The sequence below is a fragment of the Candidatus Omnitrophota bacterium genome, assembly GCA_013791745.1.
Classification (GTDB): Bacteria; CG03; CG03; order CG03; family CG03; genus CG03.
This window is the reverse complement of sequence record VMTH01000032.1, coordinates 1-9,773: the sequence shown is the minus strand read 5'-3', so window position 1 is coordinate 9,773 and position 9,773 is coordinate 1. Positions and strand designations below refer to the sequence as shown.

At 46.9% G+C, this 9,773-nt stretch carries 8 protein-coding genes and 1 pseudogene; all 9 read left to right on the top strand.

The window, feature by feature from the left end; genetic code table 11:
* A partial coding sequence (locus FP827_01485; protein MBA3051757.1) for a sulfide/dihydroorotate dehydrogenase-like FAD/NAD-binding protein occupies positions 1 to 504 on the top strand: 504 nt, incomplete at its 5' end.
* Positions 498 to 1,880, top strand: coding sequence for an NADPH-dependent glutamate synthase (gene gltA, locus FP827_01480; protein MBA3051756.1), 1,383 nt, complete (start codon positions 498 to 500; stop codon positions 1,878 to 1,880). The genes FP827_01485 and gltA, both read left to right, overlap by 7 nt.
* A gap of 8 nt (positions 1,881 to 1,888) precedes the next feature.
* A complete protein-coding gene (locus tag FP827_01475) occupies positions 1,889 to 3,055 on the top strand; it encodes a glycosyltransferase family 4 protein (GenBank protein MBA3051755.1) in 1,167 nt (388 codons plus the stop codon).
* Positions 3,056 to 3,178: 123 nt separating this feature from the next.
* Positions 3,179 to 4,654, top strand: coding sequence for a hypothetical protein (locus tag FP827_01470; GenBank protein ID MBA3051754.1), 1,476 nt, complete (start codon positions 3,179 to 3,181; stop codon positions 4,652 to 4,654).
* Positions 4,655 to 4,679: 25 nt separating this feature from the next.
* Complete coding sequence (gmd, locus tag FP827_01465) at positions 4,680 to 5,846, top strand: GDP-mannose 4,6-dehydratase (protein MBA3051753.1); 1,167 nt, start codon at positions 4,680 to 4,682, stop codon at positions 5,844 to 5,846.
* Between the two features lie 46 nt (positions 5,847 to 5,892).
* Positions 5,893 to 6,951, top strand: a complete 1,059-nt coding sequence (locus FP827_01460) for a GDP-L-fucose synthase (protein ID MBA3051752.1) — start codon at positions 5,893 to 5,895, stop codon at positions 6,949 to 6,951.
* 268 nt (positions 6,952 to 7,219) lie between these two features.
* Positions 7,220 to 8,589: pseudogene (locus tag FP827_01455) on the top strand (hypothetical protein).
* A gap of 252 nt (positions 8,590 to 8,841) precedes the next feature.
* Positions 8,842 to 9,339, top strand: coding sequence for a winged helix-turn-helix transcriptional regulator (locus tag FP827_01450; protein ID MBA3051751.1), 498 nt, complete (start codon positions 8,842 to 8,844; stop codon positions 9,337 to 9,339).
* 63 nt (positions 9,340 to 9,402) lie between these two features.
* Positions 9,403 to 9,773 (top strand): glycosyltransferase family 2 protein (locus FP827_01445; protein MBA3051750.1); only part of this gene is annotated, 371 nt, incomplete at its 3' end.

Genomic DNA, 9,773 nt, shown 5'->3' with positions numbered 1-9,773 from the left:
CTTAAAGAAGAGGGTTATTCGGTTATCAGCATTTTGGGCGTCAGGGATAAGAAATTTCTTTTCTGGGATGAAAAGATAAAAGCCGTTTCGGACGAATTCTATCTTGTCAGTGACGATGGTTCCTGCGGCGGCAAAGGTTTTATAACAGGGCCGCTGGAAAAGGTCATAGAAAAAGGCGATGTGAGTTTTGTTTACGCCGTGGGGCCGGTGGTTATGATGAGAGCGGCATCGGCGCTGACAAAGAAATACGGAGTTAAGACGATAGTCAGCCTTAACCCTATAATGCTGGACGGCACGGGGATGTGCGGCGTCTGCCGTGTGGAGGTGGCGGGAAAGACAAAGTTCGCCTGTGTTGACGGCCCCGAATTTGACGCCCACGAAGTGGATTTTGACGGCCTTATGAAAAGGCAGTCCTTGTATCTTGAACAGGAAGAGCAGGCCAAAGAGCACAAGTGCCGATGCGGCCATGGAAAAAACCCGGCCGGAGGCGGGCAGGGATGCTGAAAAATAAAACGCCTATGCCGCTTCAGCCGGCGGATGTAAGAAAAAAGAATTTTGACGAGGTCGCCCTCGGGTATTCCAGAGAAGACGCGCTCAGGGAGGCCTCGCGATGCCTGATGTGCAAGAACAGGCCGTGCGTGGCGGGATGCCCCGTGGAAATAGACATACCCGCCTTCATACAGCTCATAAAAGAAGAACGCTTCATTGAATCTTATGAGAAAATAAAAGAGACCAACTTTCTTCCCGCTGTCTGCGGAAGAGTCTGCCCTCAGGAAAAACAGTGCGCCGCTGTTTGCACATTAGGCATAAAAAACGAAGCCGTGGCGATAGGTCGGTTGGAGCGCTTTGCCGCGGATTACGCGGAAAAAGCCCCCGCCGAGAAAAAGCCTTTCGCCGCCACCGGCAAAATATCAGCGGCCGTCATAGGATCGGGGCCGGCGGGACTGACGGCGGCCGGGGAGCTGGCGAGATCAGGTTTCAGGGTGACGGTCTTTGAGGCTCTCCACGAAGCGGGCGGGGTCATGGTTTACGGCATTCCCGAATTCAGGCTGCCGAAGAGCGTCGTGAAGAAGGAAATAGACGATCTCAGGGCGATGGGCGTTGATTTCCGCCTGGGTTATCTTATAGGCAGGATAAAGACCATAAAATCTCTTTTTGCCGAGGGATATTCGGCGGTTTTCATCAGCACCGGCGCCGGCCTGCCGCGTTTTATGGGTATTCCCGGAGAAAATTCAAACGGGGTTTATTCGGCCAATGAGTTTCTCACGCGCATAAACCTGATGAAGTCCTACCGTTTCCCGGAATATGCCACGCCGCTCAAAAAGATCAGGAATGTTGTTGTCGTCGGCGGCGGGAATGTTGCCATGGATTCGGCCAGGTGCGCGATAAGAATGGGCGCCGAAAATGTTTATAATGTCTACCGCCGGACCAGAGATGAGATGCCGGCGCGGCTCGAGGAGGTGGAACACGCCGAAGAAGAGGGCGTGATCTTCCGTTTTCTTATGAACCCCGTTGAGATAGAAGCCGGCGCTGACGGGGCGGTCACGCGGGTCAAATGTGTAAAAATGAAACTGGGGGACAAAGATGAAAGCGGCCGCGCCCGCCCTGTCGAGATACCCGGTGATTATGAATGGATAGAGGCCGACACCCTTGTTTCAGCGATAGGCGTTATGGCCAACCCTCTTCTTAAAGACACTTCGGAAGGATTGAAGTTTAACAAAAGAGGTTACATAGAGATAGATCCCGATACCTTTGAGACCTCTATAAAAAATGTTTACGCGGCGGGGGATATTGTCTCCGGCGCGGCGACTGTCATTTCCGCCATGGGCGGCGGAAAACGCGCGGCCGATGAAATAGTGAAACGCTTCAAAGGCAAATAGCTTCACCGATGCATGAAAATAAGTTGAGCCCTGCGAAATCCGCCGCCGGCGGAAAAGTCTGCGTTCACATAGTCACGACCCTCGAGCTGGGCGGCGCGCAGCAGAACACGCTTTTCACCGTCGCGAACATGAGCGCTTTCCGCGGCGTTCTGATAGCCGGCCGCGAGGGCATGACAGAACCCGGGGGAATTGAGGTTTACCGGGTAGGCTCTCTTGTCAGGGAAATAAATCCATTTAAGGACATCGCCGCCTTTTTTTCGCTTTACAGCATCTTAAGGAATTTAAAACCTCATATAGTCCACACTCATTCATCCAAGGCGGGTATCCTCGGGCGCTGGGCGGCTTTTTTCGCGCGAGTTCCTGTTATCATCCACACCTTTCACGGCTTCGGTTTTAACGACAGGCAGAAAGCGCGCGTGAGAAAAACCTATATTTGGGCGGAAAAGATGACGGCTAAAGTATCCACCGCTCTTTTCGCCGTGTCAAAAAACAACCTTGAAAAAGCCGTTTCTCTGGGTATTTGCCCGGAGGATAAGATATCGGTGGTTCATTCGGGGATAGACATGAAGGCGTGGGAAGGCCGTATCACGCGCGCTGACGCGAAAAAAAGTTTCGGCATAGCGAAGGATGTTCCCGTCGTGGGAATGGCCGCCTGCTTTAAGGAGCAGAAGGCGCCGCTGGATTTCATAGAGGCCGCCGCGCGCGTTAAAAAGCTCAATCCCCTGACGAAATTCATGATTGTCGGTGACGGCATTCTCCGGGAGGAAATAGAGAAAAGTATTTACAGGCATCGTCTGGGCGATGATGTGATACTCGCCGGTTGGCGGACGGACATGGAAAAAGTCCTCCCCGCTTTTGACGTGAATGTCCTGACCTCGCTCTGGGAGGGCCTTCCGAGGGTGTCTCTTGAGGCCGGGGTCTGCCTGATACCGCAGGTGCTCAGCGATGTTGACGGCGTTTCCGAGATAATAGAAGACGGCGTCACGGGTTATCTTGTCGAGCCGCATGATATTGAAACATTCGTCGAGCGTATAGATTTTCTCATAAAAAACCCCGATCAGGGCAGGGTGCTCGCCCATAAACTCAGGAAAAAGCTCACGGGGGATTTTGACATAAGGGCAATGGTGCGCCTCATAGAGCAGAAATACAGCGAAATATTAAACCAGAATATTTGACCGAAGTATAAAATTCTTGACTTTTTTTTGTGGTTTGGTCCAATTTTTTGGTTTCGTCCGAATTTCCTCCATCCCATTTTTTGATTCTTGAATTATTTCGGTTAATTGTGTTATAATCGGGCTATGACAGGCAAAGTAACATCAGAGCTTGAGCGGATTCTCAGAGACCTCAAAGAGAAGAGGCTTGAGGAGCGCGAGACACTGATCTCCCGCATCAAGAGCGAGGAGCTCCGCGTGCGGGAACTTCTTGACAAAATAGAACAGCTCAAAAAACTCAACTCCGAGGAGACCGCGCAGCTGATGGAACAGATGAAACTGCGGGAAGCTCATTTTACGAACGAGATAGGCATAGGCAATGAGAAGGTGCGTATCGTTGAGGACGATAACCTGAAATTCCAGGCGGAGCTGGAAGCCGTGAAAAAACAGCTTTCAATGGAAAACAAACTGCGCTCCGGCGAAAAAGACGCTTATGAGAGAAAGATAGTGTCGCTGACAAAAAATTATGACGCCATCCTAGCCCAGCGTCAGAGAGAGCTGGCCGGCATGGACAGAAAGATGGCGCAGCTGCAGGAAAAGTTCATAGATGAGATGAGCCGCGAGAAAGCCAAATCCGACACCACCGCTCAGATGATCAAAAACGAGCTGGAAAGCGTTATAAGAGAAAAGAACGCCGAGATAATGAAGCTAGAGGCCAAGAGGCAGGACGGCGAAAAAACGGTTAACAGCCTTAAGCAGGAAACAGGGGTTTTGAAGAGTGCCGCCAAGGAACTGCGCTCGCAGATGAAAGTCCAGAGGGATGATTATGAGCTGCAGCTGAAAAATATGGACAGAGAATGGGAAGAGGCGCTCCGCCGCAAGGAAAGGGAGAAAAAAGAGATCGCTTCCCAGATGAAGAAACTTGAAGTTGATATAGCGGCCCAGTATACCGCGCAGCTCAAAGACGCCGCGGAGGAGAAAAAAGCGCTTTCAAACAAAGTGCTCGCTCTTCAGCGCCAGATAGAGGAGATCAATCTCGCCCATGAAAGGGTGCTCGTCGAGAAAGACGAATTTTACAGGAAGCAGATCGCTGTTTTAAGGGACGCCCAGATAGAAATAGAAAACCGTTTCCAGATGAAGGAAGACGAACTCAACATGATAAAGTCCGAGCTCGAGACAGAAATATCCGTCATAACCGGCGTGGAAAGGGAATCCGATGAGAGCACCTCCAGAGTCCGCTCAGAAATACCCCCGGAGAACGAAGGCCTGAAAAAGAAACTGAAAAAACTTTTCGCAGCGCCGAAAAACAATAAACGGCAGGCCTTGGCGGATTCCGTGCCCGAGCTTTTCAAGATGCCGCTTCCCGGCCGGCGCGAGAGCGATATTGATAATTTTATAGAGCCGGAACCTTCCGGCTCGAAAGCGTCCGCTGAAAGCAAAACTGCGTCCGCTCCCGACGACAAAAAAAGGCAGATACAACTCATAATATCCCAGAAACAGGATCAGGCGAAAGAGCTTGAAACGGAACTTGAGGGGACTGACGGCGAGCAGAGATCGGGACTACAAAGCCGCATAGACGGCCTGAAAGTCGAGATAGAAGAGTGGCAGTCCCGCCTCAGGTAATTTTTCTAACTAGTTGAGGTAAAATATGTTGAACAAAGAGAAATCCGCCTGCGGCGGAAAAAAAGCATTGATCACAGGTATTACAGGCCAGGACGGTTCTTATCTTGCCGAACTTCTCCTGTCAAAAGGTTATGAGGTGCACGGCATCATAAGACGCGCGTCCACTTTCAACACGCATAGGATAGACCACATATATGTCGATCCCCACACCAAAGGGGCCAAGTTTTTTCTGCACTACGGTGATCTGTCGGACGGTGAGCAGATAACCAATGTCATATACAACATCAAACCGGATGAGATCTATCATCTCGGTGCGCAAAGCCATGTCAGGGTGAGTTTTGACATACCGGAATATACCGGAAATGTGACCGGCCTCGGCACCACGAGGATACTTGAGGCGATAAGAAAAAGCGGTATAAAAACAAAGTTTTATCAGGCCTCATCTTCGGAAATGTTCGGAGCGGCGGCCCCGCCTCAGAGCGAGAACACGGCTTTCAAGCCGCAGAGCCCCTATGCCGCGGCGAAGCTGTATTCATACTGGATGGTCAGGAATTTCAGGGAAGGTTACGGCCTTTTCGCGTCAAACGGCATTCTGTTCAATCACGAAAGCCCCCACAGGGGCGAGACTTTTGTGACCCACAAGATCACGCGCGCGGTCGTGAATATTGTCGCCGGAAGGCAGGAAAAAATTTATCTGGGCAATCTGGCGGCAAAAAGGGACTGGGGTTTCGCTCCCGAATATGTCGAGGCTATGTGGCTGATGCTCCAGCAGGAAAAGGCGGATGATTTTGTGATAGGCACGGGGGAGAGCCATTCCGTCAAAGAATTTGTTGAAGAGTCTTTTTCCTACGCGGGTATAGAGCTGGAGTGGAAAGGCGAAGGTGAAAAGGAAAAAGGCATTATAAAGAGCTCCTGCCAAAAATTGAAGCCGGGCCGGGTTATAGTGGAAATAGACCCTAAATATTTCAGGCCCACGGAAGTGGATTTCCTCAAGGCTGATATTTCAAAAGCAAAAAAGATTCTGAAATGGCAGCCCAGGGTGACATTCAGAGAGCTTGTTAAAATAATGCTTGATTATGATATGAAGGCCGCCGGTATGGAACCAAAGGGAGAAGGGATGGCTGTCTGCAGGAAAAAGGGCTTTGATTATACCGAGCACCGGATTTCCCGGGTTTGCAGAAATGAAAGATAGCCGGTAAATAATTATAAGGACAATCATTACGGAAGATTTCGGATTTATGGATAAAAACTCAAAAATTTATGTCGCCGGACATACCGGGCTTGTGGGTTCCTCTCTCGTTCGCAATTTGAAGAGTAAGGGCTACTCCAATCTTATATTTCGCGATTTTGAGGAGTTAAACCTCCTCAGACAGGCCGAGGTTGAGAATTTTTTTGAAAAGGAAAAACCCGAATATGTTTTTCTCGCCGCGGCGAGGGTCGGCGGTATCCTGGCAAACAGCACATACACGGCGCAATTCATTTATGAGAACTTAATGATTGCCGCGAATGTCATAGATTCGTCATACAAATACGGAGTAAAGAAATTGCTTAACCTGGGGTCGTCGTGCATTTATCCCAAATTAGCGCCGCAGCCCTTGAAAGAGGAGTATCTGCTGACGAGTCTTCTGGAGCCCACGAATGAGGCCTACGCCGTGGCAAAAATAGCCGCTATCAAGCTGTGCAGGTATTACAATCAGCAGTACGGCACTAATTTTATCTCGGTTATGCCCACGAATCTTTACGGTCCGGGAGATAATTTCAATCTGGAAACGGCGCATGTCCTTCCTATGCTTCTCAGAAAATTCCATCTCGCAAAGATGCTTTCTGAAGGGAATTACGAGGCTATAACAGCCGATATCAAAAAATATCCGCTCGGCAGCGGACGCGATGAGAGAATAAAGCCGGATGACAAAACGTCCATAGATGAGTTGCTGGGGGAGATCGGAATAACGAAGGGCTATGTGAAGATCTGGGGGACAGGGAAGCCCTACAGGGAATTCCTGTATTCCGACGATCTGGCGGATGCCTGTGTTTTTCTCATGGAAAAATACGATTTTAAGGATATAGGCGAATTCGTGAACATCGGCTGCGGCGAGGACAGAACGATATACGGGTACGCGGAACTTATAAAAGATGTCGTCGGCTTCAAGGGCGAGATCCTAACCGATCCCTCGAGGCCAGATGGCACGCCCCGCAAACTTCTGGATGTTTCAAGACTCACGGCGCTCGGCTGGAAGCGACGCATAAGCATGGAAGACGGCTTGAAACGATACTACGAACATTATACCGGCAGTTAGGTTCGGCTGGGGTTCCCTAATCTGTTGTTTCGCACAACCTGTTTTAAGACCCTTTTTCGTCCAGATTCTTATTTGAGGCAATGTGTCCGGATTTTCACTGAGGCCAAGCGCGCACTTGACAAACTATGGCGATTTTATACAATGTTCAAAATATGAACGATACAATTGATATGACGGAGAATGAGTATAAGTTGCTGCTTATAGTAGCAGGCTGACGCCGCATTATGTTATGGCGAAATATGGCGAGATAAAAAAGAGAATATAAATTATGACGGATTTGAAAAACCTAATTGCGCCGGGCGAATCGGAAAAGCTGGAATTTAAAAAGTCCACCGCCGACTGGAAAGCGATAATCAAGACCGTTGCCGCTTTCAGTAATAGCCGTGGCGGGAAAATAATTATAGGCGTGTCGGATTCGGATAAATTATCCGGCGTTAAAATCGGCAGAGATACCGTGGAAAATCTCACCAATCAAATTTCGCAGAACACCGATCCTAAAGTTCATCCGCGGATAAGCATAGAAAAAATAAATGCAAAAACCGTAATTGTAATAACGATAAAAGAATCGTCCGACCATCTGGTTCTGGCCTTTGGCAGACCGTTTAAGAGAGTGGGGAAATCAACGGTCAAAATTTCCAAGGACGAATATGAAAACCTGATTTTAGAAAAGCACAAAGACAAATTGTATTTTGATTCTCAAATTTGTGAAGGGGCGAAGCTAAAAAATATCAATAAAGGAAGAGTGGGATGGTTTATTAAAGAAGCGAAAAAACAGAGAGGGTTAGATATAGACGAGAACCTTTCAACAGAGGAAATTTTAGAAAAATTGAAGCTGATTAAAGATAAAAAAATTACAAATGCCGCTATATTGTTATTCGGGGAAAGGCCTCAAGAAATGTTTTTGCAAACAGTGATAAAAGCAGTTAGATTTAAAGGCGCCGGGGTGACTGAAGATATGCTTGATTTTAAAACAATAGAGGGAGACATATTAAGCCAACTTAAAAAAGCAGAAGATTTTATTTTTGAGCACATTCCAAAAAAGGCATGGATAGAGGAAGGCAAACTGCAACGCAGGAGAAATGGTTGTATCCACCCAGAGCAATAAGAGAGGCTTTGGTAAATGCTTTGGCGCACAGAGATTATAAAACCACAGCGGGGATTCAAATTAGAATTTTTGATGACAGCTTGGAAATATGGAATCCGGGGAGTTTAACATCCGGTCTTACCATACAAAAACTAAAGACAAAACATGATTCTATCCCCGGAAATCCTCTGATCGCCAGAGCCTTTTTCTGGGTAAAATATGTGGAGGAAGTGGGCACAGGAACAAACAAGATAATCAAATGGTGCAAAGAATGGGAGCTTCCCGAACCTGAATTTGAAGAGACGGGAACAAGTTTTGTGCTGACTTTCAGGAGATTTTATGTTAATGAAACTTTATTGGAATCGTTAAATGAACGCCAAAAAAAAGCTGTTGCTTATATGAGAGAAAAAGGCAGGATAACCAATAGCGAGTATCAAAAACTTTGCGCCGGTATAAATAGGGAAACTATAAGAAAAGACCTAAATGAGTTAATTGATAAAAAGATTATTGTTCGAAAAGGAGAAAGACGGGGGGTTTATTACGAACTTATATAATATGCCAACTTTATGCCAACTTTATGCCAACTTTAAAGATGGTTGTAAGGAAAAATGGGCGTTGGTCCGCAAACGCGCTATATTTCATCGGGCATATCTATCGGACAGTAAAACAACAGGAGAAAATGGTGATTGAAGAAGTGGGCAATTTTTGCTCTGTTAAAAGCAATTTAAAAGAAAAGGCAGAAGAGGTTATTATGTTATTAGGTGAGTCCTTTCAGGTGAATAAAAAATGCCGGAACGGGCAAAATTATGAACGATATAATTGATATGACGGAGAACGAGTACAGGCTGCTTCTGGCGGTGGAGTCCGGCGAGGCCGCCTCACAGCGGAAACTTTCCGAGAAGCTCAATATTTCATTGGGCATGATAAACCTCTGCCTGCGGCGTCTCATCAAGCAGGGCTATATCAAAACTCACGGTCTGAACAAAAGAAAAGTTCAGTATTTATTGACTCCGAAAGGTTTTAGCGAGAAAATGCGCAAAACATATCATTACACGCAGAAAACGATGAACGAACTTGCGCGTATCAAAGAAAACATACAGAACGAAATCAAAGCGAGATATCTTTCCGGTGAGAGAAATTTTACCGTCGCCGGAACTGGAGAGCTTTCGGACCTCGCCGAAATAGCCATAAAAAATCTGAAATACGGCGATATCGTTTATAAGAGAAAGGAAGAAGGATCTGCCGATGTTCTAATAGCCGCCGGCGAAAAACTCCCTCTGATGTCTCTTGCCGCAAAATTATGATGGCTAAAGTTATAATTATGAACTATCTGCGTTTTGTTCAAGAGGGAGAAATAAAATTTTAATATGAAAATTTCTGTAATTGTGTGCACTAAGAATAGAATGGAAGATATAATAAATTTTACAAAGTCGTTGTATGTGCAAACCCGATTACCTGAACAATATATTATCATTGATGCTTCGGATGTTCCTTTAAATAAAAGAGAGAGTTTCACTAAAATTTTTAATCAAAAACCAGATATTACAGAATTGCTATATGTTCATACCAAGCCGGGGCTGACTTTGCAGCGGAATATCGGCGCCGGAAAAGCGACAGGCGATATTATATTCTTTTTTGATGACGATGTGATTTTAGAAAATAATTATATTGAAATAATAGCAAAAGTATATATTGAAAAACAACAATATATGGGTGGGATGGGGATGATGAGGATTTT

What these genes read in the sequence shown, in the direction of transcription:
- FP827_01460 (MBA3051752.1), top strand. Translation starts at nt 5,893, where the DNA reads ATGGATAAAAACTCAAAAATTTATGTCGCCGGACATACCGGGCTTGTG.
- gltA (MBA3051756.1), top strand. Translation starts at nt 498, where the DNA reads ATGCTGAAAAATAAAACGCCTATGCCGCTTCAGCCGGCGGATGTAAGA.
- FP827_01475 (MBA3051755.1), top strand. Translation starts at nt 1,889, where the DNA reads ATGCATGAAAATAAGTTGAGCCCTGCGAAATCCGCCGCCGGCGGAAAA.
- gmd (MBA3051753.1), top strand. Translation starts at nt 4,680, where the DNA reads ATGTTGAACAAAGAGAAATCCGCCTGCGGCGGAAAAAAAGCATTGATC.
- FP827_01450 (MBA3051751.1), top strand. Translation starts at nt 8,842, where the DNA reads ATGAACGATATAATTGATATGACGGAGAACGAGTACAGGCTGCTTCTG.
- FP827_01470 (MBA3051754.1), top strand. Translation starts at nt 3,179, where the DNA reads ATGACAGGCAAAGTAACATCAGAGCTTGAGCGGATTCTCAGAGACCTC.